This window comes from Halomonas sp. YLB-10 (genome assembly GCF_003856855.1).
Lineage (GTDB): Bacteria > Pseudomonadota > Gammaproteobacteria > Pseudomonadales > Halomonadaceae > Halomonas > Halomonas litopenaei.
This window is the reverse complement of the sequence record NZ_RRCU01000001.1, coordinates 24,939-47,691: the sequence shown is the minus strand read 5'-3', so window position 1 is coordinate 47,691 and position 22,753 is coordinate 24,939. Positions and strand designations below refer to the sequence as shown.

Genomic DNA, 22,753 nt, shown 5'->3' with positions numbered 1-22,753 from the left:
GCAGGGTCCGGTAAAGGAGGTATCCATGTGCGGCCGTTTCGCCTGTTACACACCTTTTGCTCAGCTGGCGGCGCTGATGCGCTTGCCGGTGGCGCCGCGCCTGCCCGAGCAGGAGCCGCCACCTCGCTACAATGTCGCGCCGGGCACCTGGATCACCTCGCTCGCCATGGACGGGGAGGGCGTACCTTCCTTTACCTCGATGTGGTGGGGCTATCGACCCCACTGGGCCCAGGCCGGGGCGCCGGAGCCGATCAACGCCACCGTGGAGAAGGTCGCCACCTCGCGCTATTTTCGTGGGGCCTTTGCTCGCCATCGCTGCCTGGTGCCGGCGGACGGCTGGTACGAGTGGCTGCCGGGCGAGGCCGGCAAGCAGCCCTATTTTTTATGTCGTGAAGATCGCGCGCCGCTGTGGCTGGCGGCAATCTTCAGTGAAAGGGCCGACGGCAGGCCGGGCCTTGCCATCCTTACCGAACCCGCCCGGGGCTGCGCGAGTCAGGTGCACGCTCGGATGCCGCTGGCGCTGGACGACGGCAGCCTTGAACCCTGGCTCGATCCTGCCCTGAGTGATCGCGACGTCATGCGCCAGACGGTGCGGCATCTACCCGCTGGCGCCTTCGAGGCATGGCCGGTCTCGACCAGGGTCAATCGGGCGGGAGAGGAAGGAAGTGACTTGATGCAAGCCGTCCAGGCACCGGGCTGACCGTCGGATCTGAAGCGCCCATCTGCATGCCCTGGCTGCGGTGATGTTCCAGGTGCTGCGCGGCTTGTCCGCCCCGCGCCGATGGGCTAAGGTCGAAGGCGCATGGCACGGGGTGTCCCGCACGATAGCGGGGCTGAGAAACACCCGTCGAACCTGATCCAGTTCATACCGGCGAAGGGATGTCAGCGCAGTCGTCAGTCCAGGGGTCGGCGTGCGTTCCTCGCCTCGACCAAGGACCCGCCAGATGACCCTTTCCGACGCCTCACGCGCTACCTCCGCAAGCCCGCCCGCGCTTCCTATTTCCCGCCAGCTGGTCGTCGTCACCGGCGCCGGACGTGGCCTCGGTGTCAGCCTGGCGCGCAGCTTCCTCGAGCAGGGCGCGCGGGTGGTGGTCAACTATCGACGCAGCGAAGAGGGCGCCAACGCGCTGGTAGCCGACTATCCCGAGCAAGCCCTGGCGGTGGCCGCCGACGTCTGTGATCGCAGCGCCGTCGATGCCATGTTCGCGCGTGCCCGCGAGCACTTCGGCGCACCGGTCACCACCTTGATCAACAATGCGCTGCCGGACTTCGCTTTCAACGGCGACGCCCGTCCCGGTCCCGACGAGCTGACCTGGGAGCACCTCGATCATCAGCTTCAGGGCGTCGCCCGGGGAGCACTGAACACGGTGCAGGCGTCGCTTGCCGGCATGCGTGAGGCCGGCTTTGGTCGCATCGTCAATATCGGTACCAACCTGTTCCAGAACCCGGTGGTGCCCTACCACGACTACACCGCCGCCAAGGCGGCGCTGCTGTCGCTGACGCGCACCCTGGCCCACGATCTGGGCCCGGACAACATCACCGTGAACATGATCTCCGGGGGCCTATTGCGCACCACCGATGCCTCCCGCGCCACGCCGGAGGCGGTGTTCGATCTGATCGCCGCCAGCACGCCGCTGAGACGGGTGACCACGCCGCAAGAGTTTGCCGACGCTGCGCTACTGTTCGCCTCGCCCTGGTCGCGAGCGGTCACCGGCCAGAACCTGGTGGTCGACGGCGGACTGGTGAAGGACTGATGGCCAGCATGCACCTCAATCTGTTCATCATGGGCTGTGGCCACCACAAGGCGGCCTGGCGTCATCCCCGTTCCAGCGTCGAGCGCCTGGCCGATATCCGCTACTACGAGGAGCTGGCGCGGCTCGCCGAGCGGGGTCGCTTCGATGCGGTGTTCTTCGCCGATGGTCACGCCGTGGGCAGCGTCGCCGACGGCCCGCTGTGGACCCTGGAGCCACTGACCATGCTGGCGGCCATGGCGCGGGCCACCGAACACATCGGGCTGATCTCGACCGTCTCCAGCACCTTCTATACGCCGTTTCATGCTGCGCGCATGCTGGCCTCGCTGGACCATATCTCCGGCGGACGCCTGGGCTGGAACCTGGTGACCTCGATGTTCGACAGCGAGGCGCGCAACCATGGGCTCGAGGCCATGCCAAGCCACGCCGAGCGCTATGCCCGGGCGGAGGAATTCGCCAATACCGTGCTGGCGCTGTGGGACTCCTGGAGTGACGACGCCCTGGTGAGGGATCGCCAGGGCGATTACGTCGACGCCAGCCGGGTCGGTCCCGTTCACCATCACGGCGAGCACTTTCTGGTGGATGGCCCGCTGACAGTGCCGCGTCCGCCCCAGGGCCACCCGGTGCTGTTCCAGGCCGGCGCCTCGGATCAGGGCCGTGACCTGGCCGCGCGCTACGCAGAGGCCATCTACGCGGTGGCCTACGATCTGCCCTCGGCCCAGGCCTACTACAGCGATCTTCAGGCCAGGGTAAAGGCCGCGGGCAGACCGAAGGTCGCGATCATGCCGGGGCTTGTCACCTACGTCGGCTCCACCGAAGAGGAGGCCAGACGCAAGCAGAGGGAGCTCGACGAACTGTTGCCGGTGGACAGCTCCCGGCGCCAGTTGAGTCAGTTCATCGGTCAGGACGTGAGCGACTGGGAATTGGATGCCCCGGTGCCCGAGTTGCCGCCACTGGAGGCCTTCAGCGGGCCCAAGGGGCGCTACGCCACGATTCTGCGGATCATCGAGAGCGAACGACCGACGCTGCGCCAGTTGCTGGGACGGCTCGCCGCCGGTGGCGGCCACTGCACCATGGTCGGCACCCCGGAGCGTATCGCCGACGAGATGCAGCGCTGGGTCGAGCAGGGCGGGGCGGACGGCTTCAACCTGATGCCGCCGTCGCTGCCGGACAGCATCGAGGACGTGGTCGAACAAGTGGTACCGGAACTGCAGCGCCGCGGGCTGTTTCGACGCGAGTACCAGGGCCGCACCCTGCGCGACCACCTGGGGCTGGCGCGTCCCGAGCGCTGATGAGCCGGAACTGCCAGGGCCCCTGATCGCCAGGCCTTGAAACGACAACAGCGGGACGCGTCAGCACGTCCCGCTGTTTTTTATCACGCCTTGCCAGGCTGTCAGCGTGGCGGTGTCAGCTCTGGAAACGCCGCACCAGACTGCCCATGCGGGTGAAGTCATAGTCCTGGCGGGATGGCAGCAGCTTCATCAGCACCAGCGAGACTAGCACCGGCACGAAGGCCGCCAGCAGGAAGGATTCCAGCAGGGTGGCGGTACCGCCGCTGGGAGACGGGAACATCGCCAGGCCGGCGACCAGCCCTGCAGCGGTGCTGAGGACCGCGTTGCGCCCGTCGTAGCGGCGATTGAACAGACCGAAGAACACCGGGAAGGCCGCCGCCGAGCACAGCAGGTCCGCCAGCAGGAACAGATAGAGCACGCTGTAGCCCTGGGCTGCCACCCAGGTCACCGGCACCGCTGCGGCGACGATCAGCCAGCGTGCCAGGCGCATCAGGGTGGCTTCGCTGGCCTGGGGCAGCAGCCGGTGCATGTCGACGGCGATGATGCTGGAGGTGGCGTTGACGGTGGTGTCGGCGCTGCTCATCACCAGGGCCAGACCCAGCGGAATCAGGGCCAGGGCGAACCACAGCGGCACCTCGGACAGCAGCACGCTGAACAGCGCCACCGAGCCGTCTCCCTCGAGCCCGAGGCCGACGAACGCCAGGCCGAACAGGCCCATCAGCACGATCACCGGAAAGTTGAACAGCCCTGCGATCCAGAAGCCCCGCCGCAGCACCTTGCTGTCCCGGGCGGCGTAGATGCGTTGCCAGGTACCCTGGTAGAACAGGCCGGTCAGCATCACCGCGATAAAGAACGTCAGGCCGGCACGCAGGCCACCGGCATCGGTGACATCCAGCAACTGAGGCGCACGTTCCTGCAGGCCCTCGAGCGTCGGCGCGACGCCGCCGGCGGCCTGCCAGCCGAACACCAGCAGCAGCGCCAGCAACGGCAGGATCACCAGCATCTGTACCTTGTCGGTGAAGATGGTGGTGCGCAGGCCGCCGTAGAAGGTGTAGAGCAGGGTCGCGATCATCACTACGCAGGCGGTCAGCCACAGCGGGATCGGCGCCAGCAGGGTGACCATATGGGCGATTGCGGTGAGGCCTGCCGCCAGCGAGATGAACAGATAGAACAGCATGATCGTCAGGGTGAAGGCGTACATGGTGCGCCCGTAGCGATGGATCACGAACTCGGTAAGGCCGTGGCCTTCGGGGATCAGCTCACGCATGCGTCGTCCCAGCGGGATCATCACCAGGCGCGGGACCATGGAACCCAGCGCATAGCCGAGTACGGCGCCGATGCCGCCCCAGGTGGCCGCCTGGGCGGGGCCGAACAGGATCCAGGTGCCCAGGGTGGTGGCCACCAGGGTCAACACCGTGGCGCGGGTGTTCTGGCTGTTGCGAGCCGAGATGTAGTCATCCAGGCCGCCCTGACGACGTCGGGCATAGATCAGGCCGGGGATGGCAAAGATGGCGGCGCACAGCAGAAGCCACAGCGCCGTCCAGGTGGGATCGAGCATCATCGAAAGAAGACCTCTTTCTTGTCGTTGTCCGCAGGGACCGGTGGACAGGCGGGACGAGCGGCGGACAGGAAGAAAGAGGAGATAACGCAACCATCCTTCCCTTCGCCGGCATGACCCGGATCAGGTTCAAAGGGTTACCGCGTGATGCGGAATCTCAGCCGTCAGGCTCCCCCAGGAATGCGCACAGCGTAGGACCGCCTCCGATGGCTGTCAATTGGCGCTTTGGCCGCAGCGACGGGGCGTCAGACGGTGGGCGAGGTGCGCAGGCTGTGCCAGCCATCGTAAAGCCAGTTCGCCGCTCGGCTTGGATCGATGTCAGTCATCGCCAGATAGCCATGACAGCAGGCCTCGCGGCTCGCTCGCGCAATGGTCGAGGCGTCGGTGGCGTCCATCACCAGGGTGCGTCGGTGCCCGCCGCCGCCGCGCAGGAAGGGAGCTGCGGGCGCGCGCTGGAACTCGACGCCTGCCGGCAGGGGCGCTGTCGAGTGATGCGTGTCGGGGTAGTCCGGGGCGCACAGGATGACCTCGAAGCCGAGCCGTTGTCCCTGGCGCGCCAGGTCGGCATTGACCGGGGAGTGGCCGGTCAGCACCAGACGCAAGGCCGGCTGGATCAGCACCTCGACGACGTCGTCGCCGATCTGGACCAGCGGACTGGTTGGCGTGGGTCGCTGCAGGTTCATGGACGTACTGCCCAGGCTGACGCGGCGAATCAGCGATGGCTGGCCGGCGAGCGTTGCATGGATGACCTCCAGGTGCACCAGGGTCTCGCTGCTCGGTGACAGGCGCTCGACCAGGCAGGGGGTGCCATCGTTGGCGTTGTTGTCGATATTGACCAGACAGGCGCCGCCGTCCCGGGCCTGGGGCAGCAAGATGGGCTGTCCGGCGTACCCGGGGCCATCGGCATCGCTGGTGACGCTCAGGTGGGGGAAGGCGGGAGCAAGGGTGTCCAGACGCGTGCAAAGCCAGCTGGTATCCCCGCGATTGGCCAGCGTCAGGGCGTGTTCGATGGCGACAAGGTCCTGGTGGTTCATGGGCAGCTCCCGCGGCGGTGTCGGCGACGCCAGCATAACGTGGAAGCGGGCAAGCGAAATAACCCGGCATCTATAAGCATCTTTTCATAGGCTAGAGAAGACGGCACGCGAGCCGCCAGGGTATTGACCTGCTGCCGGTCCAGGGCAGGGCTTACGCAAGGAGTTGTCCTCATGGAGCGTTTTGCCTGGGTGGAAGAGGCATTGGTGTCGTCCGGAACGGTGCTGGTACGCCTGACGCCGGAGTTGCAGGTGTACGACGTGGTCGGTGATGCCGTGAGCGTGCTGGGCGAGCCTGGAGAGGTCTGGATCGGGCGGGGGCTGGCAGAGCTGCCTGGCGAGGTCGCCAGGGTCGCCGAAGCCTTGGCATCCCGGGGTGCCGCTCACGCTGCCAAGCCTTCGATGCCGCTGCAACTGGGCGATGGTAGCTGCTGTCGCCTGGCCGATGGTGGGCTGGTGCTGCGACTGTCGGCTCGGCAGAAGGCAAGCCGCGGTGTCATCGCGCGGATGGCCGACCATCTGCCGGTGATGGTGGCCTACGTCGACCGCGACTTCTGCTTCCGTTTCAACAATCGTGCCTACCTCGACTTCATCGGCCAGCCTGCCGAGGCGCTGATGGGGCAGCCGGTGTCTTCGGTGCTCGATGCAGACTCCTACGCCAAGATCCGGCCACGTTTCGATCTGGCGCTGGCGGGGCAGGAGGTCAGCTACGAGGATTCCCTGGTGCTCCAGGACGGTCGCCAGATCTACTTCAAGGTCCACTATCTGCCGGACGTGGTGGAAGATGAAGTGATGGGCTTCTACGCCATCATCCAGGACGTCTCCGAGTATCGCTCGATGATCCAGTTGTTGCGGGATGTCCATACCGGGGTAAATCGCACCGATATCGGAGTATCAGAGATCGTCGACATGCTGCTGCGTGACGCCTTGAGCTACCTGAGGCTGGATATCGCGCTTGTCAGTCAGGTCGAGGGGGAGCGTTACACGGTGCGCTGGGCGGCCTCGGATAATGCGCCAGTAGGGGCCGGCGATAGCTTTGCACTGGGTGACACCTACTGTCGGCTGACCCTCGACGCCGATGACGTCTTCCATACCCACCGCGCCGGGCAGGACGAGCGAGTCAAGGGCCACCCCTGCTACGAGAACTTTCAGCTGGAGACCTATATCGGTGCACCGCTGCGGATCCAGGGCAAGGTATGGGGAACCCTGAACTTCTCCAGTCCGTCGGTGCGCCGGCACGCCTTCAGCGAGGTCGACATCGAGTTGGTCCGGCTACTGGTCGGGGCCGTCGAACGTGTCATTTCCAACGAGATGGAGGTCGAGCGTATTCGCCTCGAACGTGATCAACTGGAAGACCAGGCGATGACCGATGCCTTGACCGGACTCCCCAACCGAAGCCAGTTGGATCGCCACGTCACCCGCCTGATCGAGGAATGCGACAGTGGCGGGATGGTGTTTTCGCTGGCCGCGGTCGATATCGACTTCTTCAAGCAGGTCAATGATGGTTTCGGTCACGCGGCCGGTGACCAGGTGCTCACCTGGCTGGCGCAAACAGTAGCCAACTGCCTGCGTGATGGCGATCTGGTGGCGCGCACCGGCGGCGAGGAATTCGTGGTGGTCATGCGGCGAACCGCCTTGCCCGAGGCGATCAAGGCGGCCGAGCGGGTGCGTCGCGCGGTGGAAGGGGGGGAAATCACCCTGTCGGATGGACAGACGATTCGCATCACCATCAGCATCGGCGTCAGCCAGTATCGCAAGGGGGAGGGGTTTGCACCGCTGTTCGAGCGCGCCGACCGGCGCCTGTACAGCGCCAAGCGTAGTGGTCGCAACCGCATTGCCAGCCTGGATGAATAGCGCCCAGGTGTCGCCAGGTGCGGCGTTATCATCGCTGACGTAGGACTTTGCTCGTTCTTTCGGTCTAGTCTGAAAGGATCAGTGTGAGTGGTTGGGTAATCTCAGGTGGCTGGGCTGAGGTGACAGCGGCTGCCAGGCCTTGAAGCAACCTGCTTGGCGCATGGCTGCCGCCGCTCCCGTGTACCTGAAGATGGTCTCTTGTCCCGCGTAATTTCGGAACTTTCCAGGTTTCAATGTGCTACCCGATTCCCTTCGGTGGCGGAATGCGATAGCGAGTATGAACTTTCTCATCTTTTGCGATGTAGTTTCCTACTGCGTCGATACTGCGTTGATCATGTTGCCTGCAAAAGAGTAGATAGGAGCTGTGTTCCTACAAAAGATGTGGGTAATATCGTACGTCCGTTGTTAATAAAATATTACAAAGCAGTTGCGTAATGCCGGTGTTTGTCCCACCGGTGCGCAGGGGAAAAATCATCATGCATCTCAACAAGCTTGCGTTCGGCCTGGCGTTGGGCGGGTGGGCGTGCCTGCTTGCTCCGTCCGTGCTGGCAGAAAGTCTGCTGGAACTTCACGAGCTCGCGGTGGACAGCGATCCTCAGTTTCAGGCCGACTTTCATGGTAAGCAGGCCACCGATGAGCGTTACTATCAGGCGCGCTCAGCGCTGCTGCCGCAGATCAATGTCAATGTCGAGCGCAGCGAGATCTCCCAGGACATCGTCAGTACCGACAACGAGGTCTACGGCAGCGGCAGCACGTCCTACCCGACCACCGTCTACGGTGTCTCGCTCGAGCAGTCGATCTATGACTATTCCCGCTGGGCAGCCTTTGGCCAGGCCAAGCTGGAGATCCAGCAGGCCGCGTCCGAGCTCGAGGTCTCGCGCCAGGATCTCTACCTGCGGGTGGCCGAACGCTACTTTGCGGTACTCGCCCTGTCGGAAAACCTGAGTTTCCTGCAAGCCGAAAAGAAGCAGGTCCAGACCAATCTCGAGCAGGTCAGGGCGCGCTTCGAGGACGGTTTGATTCGCGAGATCGATCTGCTCGACGCCCAGGCGCGCTTTCTGCAGGTCGAGGCGCGCGAGCTGGACGTGGCCAACCGTCTGCGCGATGCCCTCAATGCCCTGGCCGAGGTCAGCGGCGTGCGTCCGGTGGAGCTTAGCCTGGTCGATGAGGACCTGACCCTGGCGAGCCCGGAACCGTCGTCAGTCGAGGCCTGGATCGAGCTGGCGATGCAGCGTAATCCTCGTCTGTCAGCCGCACGGCTGGCGGTGGAAGTGGCCAATCAGCAGGTCAAGGTGAGTCGTGGTGGTCACTATCCGACCCTCGATCTGAGTCTCGACTACGACAACGACGAGACCGAGGGCTCATTGTTCGGCGGCGGCAGCGAGGTCGAGACCCAGACCATTCGGGTCGGCCTCGGTGTGCCGGTCTACAGCGGTGGGCGAGTGTCGTCGGAGGTGCGCGAAGGGACCCGTCTGATCGAGGCAGGGCAGGCTCGACTCGAACAGGTGCGGCGTGAACTCGACCGCGAGATACGTGCGGCCTTCGAGGGTATCGTCACCGCCATGTCCCGGGTCAGGGCGCTCAGCGAGTCCTTGACCGCCAACCAGCGCATCGTCGAATACCGCCAGGTGGCCTATGAATCTGGTGTCATGCCGGTGCTCGAACTGCTCGACGCCGAGCGCGATCTGTTCTTCGCCCGCAGCGAACTTGCCAGTGCGCGCTACGACTACCTGATCAGCGTGCTGCGGCTGAAGCATGCCGCCGGCGTCATCAATGGCGAAGACCTGGCGGAGATCGACGCCCATATGAATGACCGGATGGACCTCCTTGCCTTCCAGCACTGAACCCCGGCCCTTCGCCGAGCGTCAGGCGTTGATCGAGTCCTGGCTCGATAGCCTCGCGCGTCCCTACAGTGCCGAGCGCTCGGTCAAGTGTGCTCCCGCCCGCTGGGCGCATCAGCGCAGGCTCTACAGTGTGCCGCTCGAGGGCGTTGACGCCGACGATCTTGCGGTGCGCCTCGAGGGGTTGCTGGAGTCGCTGGCGCTGGCGCCTGGCGACCGGAGGGCCTTTGTCGCCGGACTGTCGACGCAGGCGATGGCGCACTATCTGCATCTCGGGCTGGAGGCCGCGACCACCAAGGTGTACTGGGAAGCGCCGCTGCCGGACAAGGCCCTGCCGGGGCGTCGCTTCCCGCTGTACCAGGCGTGGAAGTGGCGCCCTGGCGTCGACGCCAGTGTCTCCGACTATGTCCTGCTCGAGAGCGCCGAGGCGGTGCGCCATGCAATGGCGAGCACGCTTGCGGCGATGCCCCCGCTCGTCGGCGACGTGATCGAACAGCTCGAGGTCAGCCACGCGCTGGCACGAAAGCCCTGGCCACCGTTGACCGTGAGGATCGAGGAACGGCGCCAGGGCCGCGATACCGGTCGTGATTCCATCAATCTGCATCTACATCCGGCCGAGATACGTCTGGGCGAACTGGCGGGCCTTTTGTTGTCGCTGGCTCGCGAGTGGCGCTGTACGTCGCGCGCACAGGCGATCGAGTGGATTGCCGCCCACGGCGACAAGCCGCTGAGCAACCTTTCTCTGGGGTTCGATGCGAAAGGCGAACCCTTCGTGACCTTCTACCACGGGGTGACACTGGTCTCCCCGACTTCCACCGGCGCGCTGGCCGCGCAACGACGCTGACGTCCAGGCCCAGGGACGACACTCAAGTACAAGAGGACTCTTTCATGGCGACTCAACTTCTGATCTATCGCAACGTTCAGCCGATCACCCGCGACAAGCATCGCGAGCTGTCGCTCAAGGTCGGCAAGGACTTCGGCTTTGCCAGCGGGGTGAACTCGGTGCCGCTGATGGCGGCCGAATTTCCGACCGCCGCCACCGACCTGCCGATCGTCTTCACCCAGGCCGACGACGGGGTGCTGCCGGTCGCCGTGCTGGGACTCGAGCAGGACCAGAATCTGCTGGTGGACCGTGAAGGCCAGTGGCGCGGTGAGTACGTACCGGCCTTCTTCCGCCGCTATCCCTTCGTGTTTGCCTCCGCCGACAACGACAAGACCTTCACCCTGTGCATCGATGATGACTACGAAGGGCTCAATCGTGACGGTCGCGGCGAGCGCTTCTTCGACGCCGACGGTGAGCAGACCCAGTACCTGGGCAAGGTACTGGACTTCCTTCAGGACTATCAGGCGCACTTCCAGCGCACCCGCGCCTTCTGCGCCCGTCTGGTCGAGCTCGACCTGCTCGAGTCGGTCGAGGCCCAGATTCGCCTGCCGGAAGGTGGTCAGCGCACCCTGACCGGCTTCCAGGCGGTCAACCGTCAGAAGCTCAAGGCGCTGCCCGAGGACAGCCTCAAGGCGCTGCTGGACAGTGACGAACTGGAGCTGCTCTACGTCCACCTGCAGTCGCTGCGCAATCTCAACCGACTGAGCCGTCAGGCGCAGGGTGGTTCGCGGCTGGGTGCTCTGGCCAAGGGCGACCCCGCCGAGGAGGCGGTCGCGTCTGACGCCGAACAGGACACTCCCGTTCACTGATCGACCGAGATCAGGGGGCGTATCGTCGCCGCGATGCGCCTCTTGACGTTTTTCGCCACCGGAGTCCCCCCATGAGTCGCCACCAGCGCAAGCCTCTGTCCGAATTGATCGCTCGTCTTCTCCGCCAGCCCAGGCGTGCTCGTCGTGCCCAGGCAGAGCCGTCCCGGTTCGTGTTCGAGGGACTCGAGCCACGCATGCTGATGTCGGCGGACCCGCTGACCGCCAGCGTGGCCGGTGGCGCCGAGATGACGTTGCGGGTGGTCGAGGAGAACCAGCAGCAGGTGCTGCAGGTGGTCGAACTCGACGAGCAAGGTGTCAGTCAGGTGGTGGCCTCACGCGGCCTCGATGACGCCAAGGCCAGTGGCGGCGTGGTCATTCAGGGCAGCGACGCCCAGGACATCCTGCGCGTGGACCAGAGCCTGCTGGGCCAGGCGGATGGTCTGCTGGTGAGCTTCCAGGGCGGCGACGGCGACGACGTCCTGGCACTCGAGCATAGCCAGGGGCTGACCATCACCTTCGCGGGGGGCGAGGGCGATGATCGCATCGAGGGCATCCAGGGCAACACCGAGTGGCAGGTGAGCGCCGATGGGGCGGGCAGCGTGGACTGGTCGAGCACCACCACGGCGGCGCGCAACGATAGCTGGCTCAGTTTCACGGGCATCGAGACGGTGAACGCCGCCTCCTATCGCCAGGGTGACGACGGCGTGCTGTCAGCCACGGACGATGCCGCTCGGCACCGGCTCTCGAGCAGCCAGGACGGGGCGCGTTGGTCGCTTTACGACGAGGGCAGTCTGGGGCTTGGCAATATCGCGTTCAACGGCATCGACCGACTCGACGGTCGGGCCGGCCAGATCCTCGACTTCAGCGACTTCTCCACCTCGGTAGAGGTCGATCTGGGGACAGGCAAGGCCACCGGCTTCGTCGGTATCGATGGCTTCAATCACGTCATTGGGACCGGCGGCGACGACCGCCTGATCGGTGATGTCACCTCGCAGATCGACACTATCCTGGACGGGGGTAATGGCAACAACCTGATCGTCGGGGGCGGCGGCGACGATACCCTGAAAGCCGGCGCCGGTCGCAGTACCCTGGTGTCGGTCAGCGGCAGCGATCGCTTCGAGCAGAGTGAGCTGGGCAGTGAGTTCACCCCCGAGGAGGTCGAGCTGACCTACGTGGTGCAGCGCGCATCCGGGGACATCACCCTGACCAGCGCTGGCGCCACCGCCACGGTCACCACCGGCGACGGCAGCCTGAGCTTCCAGCGCCAGCCCGTGGAACTGGTGCTGTCCGCCGCGGGGACCGGCCAGACGCTGAACGCCAGCGGCTACTCGCTTTCCGGCGTGACCTTCCAGAGCCTGGATGGCGCCAGCAATAGCCAACTTGTCGGCAGCGCGCAGGACGACCGATTCGTGCTCAGCGCCGGGGGCGGCAGTGTCCAGGCCGGTGGCGGCAACGACCGCATCGAGGCCAGCGCCGACGCCGACATGACCCTGACCGATACCGCGCTGAGCGTGACCGGCTGGACCAACTGGGTACTGGGCGACGTCGAACTCGCCACCCTGGTGGGCGGTGCTTCTGCCAATATGCTGGACGCCTCTGCGTTCAGCGGTTCGGTTCAGCTGGAAGGCGTCGCCGGTAACAACACCCTCAAGGCCGGCGCCGGCGACGCGGTACTCCTGGGCGGCAGTGGCAACGACACCCTGGTCGGGGGTGTCGGTGACGACGTGCTGTTCGGCAATCGCGGCAGCAACAGCCTCGATGGTGGCAGCGGCAGCGACTCGGTGCTGGGCAGTACTTCCCACAGCTTGCGTCTGTTCGGTGGCAGCGGTAGCGCCACCCTGGTGCGCGGCGACGTCGCCGAGGAGCGCGAGCTGGTGTGGTCGCGCAGCGCCGGTGAGACGGTGGTCTTTCACTTCGCCGGCGAGCAGACCGTGGCGCTGGCCTGGGACGCCGACGCCCTGGCGGTACAGCAGGCGCTCGAGGCGCTGTCTGCGGTGGGCGAAGGCAACCTGCAGGTGGCCCGCGAGCTGTTCGAGTCTGCTGGAGAACAGCAGGTACGCTGGCGCATCAGCTTTATCGGCGACTTCATGGCCGTGGCCGACGACGGTTCCTTCGCCAAGGCGCTGGTCGGCAGTGGTCTGGCGCTGGGAGCTTCCGGGGCCAGCGCCACGGTGACCTCGACCCAGGTGCGCGCTCGGGAAGCGGGGCGTGACAGCCTGGCCGGCATCGAGCACGGCATGCTGCGTGCCGAGTTTGGCGACACCGTGCTCGACGCCAGTGGCTTTGCCGGCAGTGTCTATCTCCAGGGGGGCAGCGGCAACGACCTGATGATCGGTGGCGAGGCCACGACCCAGTTCGTGGCGGTAGCCGGGGATAACGTCATTCGTGCCGGGGCTGGGCAGAACGAGATCCGCGGCGGCGTCGGCCAGGATCGTCTGGAAATCGTCCTGGCCGATGGCCAGAACGCCGTCAATGTGAGTGGGGACAGCTTCAGCATCGATGGCGGGACCGCGTCGAGCTATCGCGATATCGAGGCGCTGACGCTGGTCGGCAACGCCGGCGCCAACACCCTCGATGCCAGCGGCTGGCACGGGGTCGGCGAACAGACCCGGGTCACTGCGCTGATGGCCGCTGGCGGCGCCTCCAACGCCGAGATCGAGACCTTCCTCTCGGCGCTGGGCGATGCGATTCCCGGTGCAGAAGACTTCGCCAGCCAGGCGGAGTACGAGTCCTACCTGGCGCGTTACGTCACCGGTAGCGAACTCGAGAACTCCGGCGCGCACCTGAGCTTCACCCTGCAGAACGGCGAGACGCGGGCGCTCAATGTGGCCGACGCCCGCACCCTCGGCGACCTGCTGGTGCTGCTCGGCAGTGTCGAGGGCCTGACCGCGAGCTTCGATGGTGCCAGCGGGCGTCTTGTGGTCACCGACACCACCACGGGAAGCGCGAGCTTCGCCGTCAGCGCCGACGCCACCGCGAAGATCCTGACCGATGCACTCGGCATGGGCGTCAGTGGCGACAAATGGCAGAGCACCGCCTTGAGCGGGACCGGCGTGGTGCTGGACGCCAGTGCCGGCGGCAGCGATGCCCTGATCGGTAGCCGTGGCGATGACCGTATCGTCGTCGTGTCCGGCGCCGCCAGTGTCGACGGCGGCGCCGGCACCGACAGCCTGCTGGCGGCGGCGGGCGACTCCATGACGCTGACCGATGGCGGGTTGGTCGTTGGTTCGGCCACAACCACGCTGTCCGGGATCGAGGCGGCGCGCCTGAGCCTGACCGGAGGCGCCGACAAGACCCTGACGGCCACTGCCTTTACCGGCGCTTTGGCCATCGATATCGCCGAGGCGGCGACCGGAACAACCATCGTGAACGCCAAGCCTGGCGATCAGGTCGAGGTGGAACTGGCGGCGGGGAGCCTCGCCCGGCTCGACGACGTGACCGTCAGTGAGGGCGCCAGCCTGGTGGGCTACTGGGATGGCGACGCCTCCCTGTCCAACGTGACCAGAACGTTGGACAGCAGTGTCGAGCTGCGTGCCGACGGTGCCTTGACCCTGGACAACGTCGATCTGAGCATGAGTGATCCGACGCTGGGACACGATCTGTCGATCCTGGCGCGTGAGCTGACGATCGGCGGCGATAGTGTGATCGATGCCGGTAGCGGCGAGTTGCACCTTGGCGCGCAGTTGTTTCAACCCCTGCTGGCGCCTGCCAATGGCCTGGTCGACGTGGGCCTGTTCGACCTGTCGGTGGATATCGACAAGGCCACGCTCAAGGGCGGGGACGTAACCATCGATGCGCGTCTGGTGGATCCCGATCGCGACTGGTTCAACCTGCGCACCGGCGTGGCCTTCCTCGACCAGGGCATCGATACGGCGCTGGACTTCCTTCAGGGGCTGTCGCTGTTTGGCAGTGTCTCGGTGATGGTGGCCGAGGTCGCCATCGATATCGGCTCCGACGCGGTCATCACCGCCACCAGCGGGGACATCACCGTCGCCTCCGAGCTCGACATCAGTACCGAGGTGGGCGCCAGCAAGGCCTGGGGCCTGGGTGTGTCGGTCAGCACCCTGATCACCCGCTCAAGTGTGCACGTCCACGGTACCCTGAGCGCCGCCAATGACATCAACCTGAGCAGCAGTGTCAGCACCGCCCAGAGCGTCTCTGCTGAACCGGATGGCCTCAAGGGCGTGGCCGGCGCGGTGGCGGTCAGCGTGCTGGTCAGCGATTCCCGGGTGATGGTGTGGGAAGACGCCAATCTGAGTGCAGGCAATGATCTGGTGGTCGCGGCGACCAGCGTGGAGGAAAACGAGACCTCCGCCAGTTCCGCCCCTGACAAGGGCAAGGTCGGCATCGCCCTGGCGATCAACGTCGAGACCAGCAACACCGAGGCGCAACTGGCCGGTGACGTCAGTGTGGGCGGCGATCTGACACTGAGCGCCGAGACCTCCCAGGGCGAAGACCACGGCGGTACCAGCGCCAGCGCCGGTACCGCCCCCGGTGGTGGCCCCGATAGCCTTGTCGACGGGGCCACGGCCAGCGCCGAGGACCTGTCGCCGACATCGGTGATCGGCAACTTTCAGGAGGCGCTCAGCGGCGTCATCGGTGACAAGATCAAGGAAGGCATCGCCGACCGCGGGCCTGCCTCCATCGGCGAGCACTTCAAGGAATCCCAGGGCCAGCAGAAGAACGCCCTGGACGTGGCCGCCGCCCTGGCGGTCTCGGTGGACATCAATCGTGCCGAGGCCCGCCTTGGCACCAGCGTGACGCGACTGGGCGCCATCGCCTCCCAGCGCAGCGACATCGAGGTGGCCGGCGCGGTCAGTGTCAGCGCTACCAGCGCCCACCGCCCGGCGGTCAGCGCCGAGGGCTCCGCTACCGGCGTCGACCCCAACAAGAAGGAAAAGGAAGAGAGCTTCACCGACAAGGTGCTGGGCAACACCCTGATCGGCAAGCTGCGAGACGCCGCGGCGGAGTCCGAGATCCAGGGCACCGACAGCGCCAAGGATCAGAAGGAAGACAGCCAGGTAGCCGATGTCGGTGTCGCCGGCGGCTTCGTCTTTGCGCTGCAGAACAACCATGCCGATGCGGTGGTCGAGGGCCTGGTGGACCTGGACGCCGGCGATGCCATCAGCGTCACCGCCGAGAGCCTCAACAGCGTCGATATGGATAGCCTGTGGGGGCGTCACCTGTATGTGGCGGGCAAGGCCCTGGGTGAACTCGATGGCACCTACGACCATGCAAGCGCGGAAGGTACGGCAGACCTGGCCAACGGCGACAAGGTGCTGGTGGCCGATGACCACCAGCGCGGGGGCGAGGCCGGCCTGATCTATCAGTTCGAGGGGGCCGACGTCAGCGGTGTGGATCTCGCCAGTGAAGACTTCAGCGACGACAGCCGCTGGACTGCCCTGAGCTCGCCGTTGCAGACCCGTATCGAGGAATTCGTCGAGGCGCTCAACGCCTTTACTACCGGCAATCTGGGGATCAGCGGCAGCTTCGACAGCTGGACCGTGGCCACCGCCGAGGGGGGCAAGCTGGCCATCGCCGGTGCCGCCAACGTCTTCCTGGTCAATCAGGACAGCGAGGCCCGCATCCGCGAGGGTGCCCGGATCAATCTGGGGGGCGCCACCGATGTGGCCAGCGTCACACCCAGCGACGAGCAGCAGGTCGAGGTCATCGCTCGCAGCGACAACCACCTGCTGTCGCTGGTCGGCAATCTCAGCTTGCCGACCTTTGCCGGCGCCGACGAGGCCAGCGCCGAGGCCTGGCGTGACGCCTTCAAGAGCGATATCGATACCATCAAGTCCGGGTTCGCCGGCATCCAGTCCGACGGCAGCGCCATCGGTGCTTCCATCGGCGTGCATCTGCTCGGCGCGGATACCCGTGCGGTCATCGAGACAGGTGTGGCGCTGGTCGCCAGCAGTCTGGACGTGCGCGCCGACAGCGACACCCTGCTGATCGGGGCGGCGGTGTCCGGTGGCAAGGCCGACAAGGTCGCCTTCAACGCCACCTCAGTGGCCAATATCGTCGACAACACCACCCTGGCGCAGATTCAGGACGGGGTATCGCTGAACATTGGTGCCGTCTCGGTGGACGGGGCCAGTGGGCCGGCGCTCAGGGTCGGCGCCAACGACGACACCTACGCCTTTGGTATCGGCGGCAGCGTCGCCTCCGGCAAAAGCGCTGGCGTCGGTGTGTCGGCGGTGGTCTCGGTGATGGAGCGCGACACCCGAGCGGTGATCGGTGGTGTGACCACGCCAGCCAGCGCCAGCGGCAGCATCACCGTAGGAGGTGATCTGCTGGTCGAGGCCAATAACGGCGGGGTGGTAGCCAACCTCGCCCTGGCCGGAGCCAAGGCGGGCAGCAGCGGTACCAGCGGGCTGGATTCGGCCGGTGACGCCAGCGGCTCGGGCGCTGGTGGTGGTTCGGCTGGGGGCAGCGCCACCAAGGACGACCCCAACAAGTGGCCCAACAACCAGAGCAACTATGACAGCGTGCTCAAGGAGTTGAGTGGCAAGCTCGGCGGTGCCGCCAAGGCGTCTTCCGGCGGCAGCGGCGGCACGTCTTCCACCTCGTCCGGCGGTGACCAGAAGGGTAGCTTCGGCCTCGGTGTCTCGGGTTCGGTGGTGGTGAATATCGCCGACTATCGTACCGAAGCCCTGATCCAGGGGATCGAGACGCTGAAGATCACCGGCAAGACGTCGGTGGCCGCCAAGGACAGCAGTCATCTTGGCATGCTGGCCGGTGGCGCCGCGCTGTCGCTGGGCAGCAGTGGCACCCAGGTGGCGGTGGCCGGGGCCGCCGCCCTGGCCTTCGACAGCGGCATCACCCGGGCGCGGATCGATCGCGTCACCTCCTTTGACACCGGTGGCCTGGCACTCAGCGCTGCGCGAGAGGGCTGGACGGTGGTTGCTGCAGCCGGTGTCGCTGTCGCCCCGGGCGCCAAGGGCTTTGGTGTGGCTGGCGCAGCCAGTGTGCTGACCTCCGATCGCACCGTCGATGCGGGGCTTTTGAATATCCAGTCCGGCGATCTCGGGGATGTCAGTGTGGTGGCGCGTGACGCCGCCAACACGGTACTGATCGCCGGCGCAGTGGCTGGCGGCGGCAAGGCGGGTGTCGGGGGGGCGGCGGCCTTTGCCGATATCAGCCACGACGTCGACGCCCACGTCGAAGCGCTGGGCAGTGCCAGCGAGTCGCTGGTGATTGGTGGACTCTCGGTCAAGGCGCTCAGCGATACGCTGGTCATCAGCCTTGCCGGCTCGGCCGGTATCGGTACCGGGCCCAAGGGGGTTGGCCTTGCGGGGACCGCCGCGGTCAACCTGATCGACAATGCCACCCAGGCACGTGTGGTCGACAGCTTTCTGGACAAGGGCAGTGACGCCCTTGCGCCGGCGCCGAAAGTGGAGATCAACGCCGAGGACAACAGCAGTGTCTGGACGCTGGCCGGCGCCGTCGGTGTCGGCGGCACCGCCGGCTTTGGCGCCGGGGTGTCGGTCAACAGCCTGTCCAATCAGACCCAGGCCCTGATCAGCGGCGGCGTCATCGCCAACGCCGGCGCGGTGTCGGTGGTAGCGGCCAACACCGGTCTGGTGCGCTCGCTGACCCTGGGGATCGGTGCCAGCACCAAGTTCGCCGGGTCAGGCAGCGTCTCGGTCAACCAGATCGCCAATACCCTGCGCAGTTCAATCAGCAACGCCAACGTCTCGACGGTGGGCCAGGTGCTGGTGGCCACCCGCGATCGCGCCGAGCTGGTGGCGATCAGCGGTGCAGGAGCCGGTGCCGGCAAGGTGGCCCTGGCCGGCAGCGTCTCGGTCAATCTGATCGACAACGACAGCCAGGCGCTGATCCAGAACTCCACCGTTACAGCTGGTGGCGATGTGGTGGTGGACGCCGAGGCCAGCAGCCTGGTGGTGTCAGTCGCCCTTGGAGGCGCCGGGGCCGGCAAGGTGGGCCTCGCCGGTGCCGTCAGCGTCAATCTGATCAAGGGCAAGGTGGAGGCGCTGATCGACGGCGGTCGCGTCGAAAGCAGTACCGGTGATATTCGCATCCAGGCCACCGACAGTGCCCAGGTGGTGGTCGTGGCCATCGGCGCCGCGGGCGCCGGCACCGTGGCCGGCGGGGTCAGCAGCGGCACCGTTCAGGTCGACAACGCCATTGTGGCCCGGGTGACGGGGGCCACCTTGATCGCCGGTGGTGACGTAGCCGTCTGGGCGGGCCTGGCCGAGCGCAGCGGTCGCGCCGCGCTGGAATTGTCGGCACTGGGACTTGAGGTGGACCCGGCGACCCAGGGCACCGAGACCAATCCGAGCACGGGATCATCGGATATTGCCGCCCGGGACATGTCCAACATGGACTGGACCGCCGGGGTGATCAACCTGACCATCGCCGGTGCGGGCGCCGGCAGCGTGGCCGGCTCCGCTGCGGTGGGGCTCAACTGGCTGCGCTCCAGCGTGCTGGCCGAAGTCTCGGGCGGCGCCAGTATCACCGCCGCCGATAGTGTCAGCGTGCTGGCCCAGGACAAGAAGGGCCTGGTCAACTTCTCCTTCGGCGCCGCTGGTGCCGGCAATGCGGCGGGGGGCGCGGCGATCGCCTTCAACTATCTGGGAGGCGACCCCAGCGATCCCTCGCGCACCGTCGACAACACCAGCGACCAGAACGTCGACGCCAGCGAAGACGCCTTCATTCTCCAGGGCGAGCGCAGCGACCACGGCTACAGCGTGGGCCAGATCGCCGCCTTGATCGATGCCTCCAGTGTGACCGCCACCAGTGGCGACGTGCTGGTGGACGCCCGTTCCGAAGCCAGCATGCTCAACATTACCGCCGGCGGTGCGGGCGCCGGGGCGGTGGCCCTGGCCGGCTCCATCGGCATCAACTTCATGCAGAATGATGTACTGGCATCGATTGGCAATGGCGCCGTGGTCAGGGCCAGCGCCGGTGACGTCAGCGTGCATGCCTCGGTGGCGCCGATCATGATCAACGTGGCCGGCGCGGCGGCTGGTGCCGGCTCCGTCGGTCTTGCCGGCGCCTCGGCGACCAACGACATGGCGTCGGCGGTGAGCGCGAGCATCCTCGGGGCGAGCACCGAGGTAACGGCGGGTGGGCGCGTCGACGTCAAGGCCGAGCTGATTCGGATCACCGATGTGCCTTCGGTCAAGGTCGATGACAGCCTGATACCGCCAGAAGACTCAGACGAGAATCGCCCGGCGACGCCTGGGCAGGGCGACCAGGTGTGGAGCTTTGCGCTGGCCGGTGCCGGTGCCGGCAAGGTGGCGGTGGCCGGGGCGCTGTCGCTCAACTGGCTGCGCGGCAGCGTCACGGCGGTGATCGACCAGGCCACGGTCTCGGCGACGGGAGACATTGCCCTGTCGGCCAGCGATGATCTCGGCCTCAATGCCTTTACCGTGGCGGGGTCCGGTGCCGGGGCCTTCGCCCTGGCCGGTTACCTGGCCTACAACTATATCGGCGGTGATCCGGACGACCCCACCAGCGACAGCGCCAACCGTATCCACGCGCTGATCAAGGGCGGCGCCAGCGTGGCGTCCAGCGACGGCAAGGTCAGCCTTTCAGCGGTCTCATCCTCGAGCATCAGCGCCTACTCCCTGGGTGGTGCCGTGGCCGGTTTCGCCGCACTCAGCGGTACCACCTCGCTCAATTTCACCCGCAAGGACGTGGTCGCCGATATTCGCGACAGCGCCACCGAGGTGAGTGGCGCCGGCGGCATCGCGGTAAGCGCCAGCGACACCAGCGCGATCTCGGCGGCCAGTGCCCAGGTCAACGTGGCGGTCAAGGGTGGTGCGGCCGGTCTTTCGGTGGCCTATCTGGACATCGACAACAGCATCCTGGCCGGTAGCCAGGGCGCCACGCTCGACTCGAGCGGCGGCGATATCGCCATTGATGCCCGCTCGCGCTCCACCAACCTGATCGTGATAGCCGGTGTCAGCTATGGCACCTTCGGCGCAGGTGCCGGCAACGCCGGCAGCTCGTTGATCAACAACACCAGCGTCGCGCGCATCGACGGCGGCAGCGTCGATGCCGCCGGCAACGTCAGCGTGGTCAGCGACAGCAAGGACGTCAGCACTATTACCCTGGGCACCGTCAGCGTGGGTGCGGTGGCGCTGGGCGGTGGTGTCGGGGTCGACCTGCTGGGCAGCACCTCCGAAGCCTGGATTGGTGGTGGAGCGCGCGTCAGCGCCGGCGCCGGCGGTGCGGCCGTATCGGTGCGCGATGACTGGAACAATGGCTGGACGACAGACAGCCACAAGGGTGTGGTGGTGCTGGCCACCAGTGAGGTGTCCTTCACCAGCGTGGCGGTGACCGCGGCGGGCGCCGCCGGCAATGCCTTGGCGGCCAATGTGGTGGTGGATGGTGTCACCGGCGCGACCCGCGCCTACATCGACAAGGCGCGCATCGACAGCACCGCGGACGTGGTGGTGCGGGCCTTGCATCGTGGCGACGCCGACAGTGGCGGTGGCGCGGCGGCGGTCAGTGGAGGCAGCTCCGGCGCCGCTGGTGTCGATGTCACCCTTTTCCAGCACAAGACCGAGGCCTTCATCAGCGGTGACGGCTTCGACCATTCGGCTGAAAGCGACGGCCTGATGGTCAAGGCTGGCGGCGACGTGGCGGTGGAGGCCCGCGCCGACGTGAGCTTCCTGTCCACGGTGATGGGGGCGGCGGTGGGCCTCAACGGCGTCGCCGGTGCGGGATCGGCCAGCGTGGTCGATCTGTCGCTTGAGACCCTGGCCTATCTCAAGGACGTGGAGGTCGCCGGCACCAACGTGGCGGTACGTGCCGACAACGACGTGGACGGCCGCTTTATCGTCGGTGCGGTGGCCGGTGGCTCCGTCGGCTTTGGCGCCTCGCTGGCGCTGGGGTTGCTCAACCCCGAGGCACGAGTGTCGCTGGACAAGGCAATAGTGACTGCCAGCAATGATATCGCGGTGTCGGCAAGCCAGCGCCTGGATCTGGGGATCACCGTAGCCACCGCCGGTGGCGGTGCGGTCGGTGTAGCCGGCGCGGTATCGGTGATGACGGCGGATGCGGTGACGCAGGTGCTGGTGTCCGGCGATAGCGAGCTGAACGCCGGCAATGACGTGCTGCTTGAAGCATCCACCACCACCCTGGTCAATGAGCGCAGTGGCCCGGCCGGCTATCTGCAGGGGGTCGGCGCTGCCGCCGTCGGCGCGGCGGGCTTCGGTGCCTCGGTGGACGTCATGGTGCTGCGCGAGCAGACCCGTGTCAGTGTGGCGGATGGTGCGCAGATCATCGCGGGGGGCGATGTGACCGCCGAGGCCAGGCTGTCGCGTACCCTCAACTCCACGGTGATCGCCTTTGCTGGCTCCGGCTCTTTGAGCCTGAGTGGCGCCATCTCGGTGATCAGTCTGGGCAAGGGGCTGAGTGAGGAGAGCTTCGAGCGGGTCGAGGACCTGCAAGACCTGGTGAGCGATACCTTCGCCGGCTTCCAGAGCGGCGAGTTCGCCATGAAGGCCGAGGCCGAAGATTCTGATTCCGGCACCGATACGCCGCTGGACAGCGACGAGCAGGCGGCGTTCGACGGTGACTTCGATCGTCCCGACGATGCCGGCAACCACAACAAGGCCAACCGCACCTCGACCAACAGCGCCTTGAGCACTCTGACCGCTGGTCTCTCGGGGGATACCCTGTTCGACGTCAAGTCGCCTCTGAAGGTAGGTGACACCGCCGCGACCCTGGGACGTGGCGTGACAATCACCGCCGGCGGGGA

Annotated in this window: 10 protein-coding genes and 2 riboswitches (1 of these 12 running past the window's edge); of the genes, 8 read left to right on the top strand and 2 right to left on the bottom strand. The window is 66.3% G+C overall.

The window, feature by feature from the left end; genetic code table 11:
- Positions 1-25: 25 nt before the first annotated feature.
- The 3 genes from EBB56_RS00075 to EBB56_RS00065 all read left to right on the top strand — a co-directional run bounded on the left by EBB56_RS00075 (position 26) and on the right by EBB56_RS00065 (position 3,043).
- Positions 26-700, top strand: a complete 675-nt coding sequence (locus tag EBB56_RS00075) for an SOS response-associated peptidase (RefSeq protein WP_108449906.1) — start codon at positions 26-28, stop codon at positions 698-700.
- 98 nt (positions 701-798) lie between these two features.
- Positions 799-897: riboswitch (TPP riboswitch) on the top strand.
- Between the two features lie 47 nt (positions 898-944).
- Positions 945-1,754 carry a 3-oxoacyl-ACP reductase gene (locus EBB56_RS00070; protein ID WP_108449907.1) on the top strand — a complete coding sequence of 270 codons (810 nt, stop codon included), beginning with the start codon at positions 945-947 and terminating at the stop codon, positions 1,752-1,754.
- Positions 1,754-3,043 carry an LLM class flavin-dependent oxidoreductase gene (locus tag EBB56_RS00065; protein ID WP_108449908.1) on the top strand — a complete coding sequence of 430 codons (1,290 nt, stop codon included), beginning with the start codon at positions 1,754-1,756 and terminating at the stop codon, positions 3,041-3,043. Before EBB56_RS00070 ends, EBB56_RS00065 begins: the two co-directional genes overlap by 1 nt.
- 115 nt (positions 3,044-3,158) lie before the next feature.
- Here EBB56_RS00065 and EBB56_RS00060 read toward each other — a convergent pair whose 3' ends face one another.
- Positions 3,159-4,604: a sodium:solute symporter family protein gene (locus tag EBB56_RS00060; RefSeq protein ID WP_108449909.1), complete on the bottom strand. Its 1,446-nt coding sequence runs from the start codon at positions 4,602-4,604 to the stop codon at positions 3,159-3,161.
- 80 nt (positions 4,605-4,684) lie between these two features.
- A riboswitch (TPP riboswitch) is annotated at positions 4,685-4,787 on the bottom strand.
- A 59-nt stretch (positions 4,788-4,846) separates the two neighbouring features.
- A complete protein-coding gene (locus EBB56_RS00055) occupies positions 4,847-5,635 on the bottom strand; it encodes a hypothetical protein (RefSeq protein ID WP_108449910.1) in 789 nt (262 codons plus the stop codon).
- Between the two features lie 171 nt (positions 5,636-5,806).
- Here EBB56_RS00055 and EBB56_RS00050 point away from each other — a divergent pair, with 171 nt between their 5' ends.
- The 5 genes from EBB56_RS00050 to EBB56_RS00030 all read left to right on the top strand — a co-directional run.
- Positions 5,807-7,486: a diguanylate cyclase gene (locus EBB56_RS00050; protein ID WP_108449911.1), complete on the top strand. Its 1,680-nt coding sequence runs from the start codon at positions 5,807-5,809 to the stop codon at positions 7,484-7,486.
- Between the two features lie 476 nt (positions 7,487-7,962).
- Positions 7,963-9,330, top strand: a complete 1,368-nt coding sequence (locus tag EBB56_RS00045) for a TolC family outer membrane protein (protein ID WP_124802252.1) — start codon at positions 7,963-7,965, stop codon at positions 9,328-9,330.
- Entirely contained in the window at positions 9,314-10,171 is an 858-nt protein-coding gene (locus EBB56_RS00040; RefSeq protein ID WP_124802250.1) for a hypothetical protein, read from the top strand. The genes EBB56_RS00045 and EBB56_RS00040 overlap by 17 nt, the downstream gene beginning before the upstream one ends.
- A 44-nt stretch (positions 10,172-10,215) precedes the next feature.
- Positions 10,216-11,019, top strand: coding sequence for a SapC family protein (locus tag EBB56_RS00035; protein ID WP_124802248.1), 804 nt, complete (start codon positions 10,216-10,218; stop codon positions 11,017-11,019).
- A 71-nt stretch (positions 11,020-11,090) separates the two neighbouring features.
- Positions 11,091-22,753 carry the start of an LEPR-XLL domain-containing protein gene (locus EBB56_RS00030; RefSeq protein WP_124802246.1) on the top strand. It continues 17,224 nt past the right edge of the window, so 11,663 of the gene's 28,887 nt are visible here — the first part of the coding sequence; the start codon lies at positions 11,091-11,093; the stop codon falls past the right edge of the window.